This window comes from Granulicella sp. S190, assembly GCF_009766095.1.
In the GTDB taxonomy this organism is placed as follows: domain Bacteria; phylum Acidobacteriota; class Terriglobia; order Terriglobales; family Acidobacteriaceae; genus Edaphobacter.
Genome location: NZ_LMUD01000044.1, coordinates 51,279 through 52,389 on the forward strand (window position 1 = coordinate 51,279; position 1,111 = coordinate 52,389).

1 protein-coding gene and 1 pseudogene are annotated in these 1,111 nt (G+C 53.3%); both read right to left on the reverse strand.

Going from position 1 to position 1,111, the window contains the following annotated elements:
- Window positions 1–209 precede the first annotated feature (209 nt).
- On the reverse strand, window positions 210–659 hold the full coding sequence (locus tag GSQ94_RS21970) for an RHS repeat-associated core domain-containing protein (protein WP_158945499.1): 450 nt from the start codon (window positions 657–659) through the stop codon (window positions 210–212).
- A gap of 250 nt (window positions 660–909) precedes the next feature.
- Window positions 910–1,092, reverse strand: a pseudogene (locus GSQ94_RS19365) (hypothetical protein); the annotation flags it as partial.
- Window positions 1,093–1,111: the final 19 nt, after the last annotated feature.

The following is a 1,111-nucleotide window of genomic DNA, read 5'->3' on the forward strand; positions in this document are numbered from 1 at the left end:
AGACGCCGACGCGAACCACGAGGGCGCTGTCAGCAAGTTGCGATCCTTTCGCCAAGTCCCCCACTGGAAGAAGTATCTGTGCAGCTGAGCCCATATTCAAACCACCTACGCTAGCGTGCGTGTCCGATGGAATCATTGGAAGCTCAGTTACTTGCGGCCCCCGAAAGCACCTGAGACAGCGTTGAATATCTGGTTAGGGATGTTCAAAGTCATCGGAACGACATATAGTAAGCCGCCGACTGCTCCGTCGATATGATCCCATGTCGAACAGTTTTGGCCGTTCTGATCACAATGCCCATCTGCGCTCCTTGTGTCGGGCCATCCTCATACCCGTACAGATTTAGGCTCTGCGGATTGTCGAGTGAAGAGTACGGAATGGCTTCGGGTTTGTCAGCCCAGGCCGGCGACATCCATCTCCCCATTGAACTTCCGTAGTACCTTACCCCGAAGTAGTCTAAGCTGCTGTCAGCATCCCGTTCTTTGCCCGTAAAATGATGCTCGGACGCTCCAAGGAGCGTTGCGGGAGTTAGCCCCTCTCCGAATGGAAAATTCTGCCAGTTGCCTTGAGGATTACCGGCATAGTCAGTCTGTACTCTTCGGGATCCGAGCCAGTCGGAGAAATGAAAATGCAGCCCTTGGCTATCGTAGGTACTGATCAAATTTCCTGAAGCGTAGACGTTCGATTGCAGCGATTGCCGCCCCCATCGAGTTCGGTCATCTGCTCTCCAGACTGATCTAGGAGATATTGATTGGTCAGCGTAAATCTGTTCGAAGTGGCGTCACAGCTAAGTATCGATATAACGCCCTTACCGACCGCTGCCCGACAGCATCATAGATATATTGAGTCATTACCACGCTCTCGGGCACGGGATCGAATGTTCCTACTGCGTAGAGTCGCCCGTCTGCGTCATACCGTCGAACCCAGCGCAGGATCGTCGTATGGGCAAGCTGGAGACCTCGTTCGGCCATCATCTCCACCAGATCACGGAAGCTGAGCTTGTAGCGCAGATACCAACGCACGCACAGATGGATCACCTCGCGATCAAAGTGCCGTCCTGCAAACAACTCTTCGATGTTTCTCAGCCTGCCCATTGTCAGTCCTCAATCACAA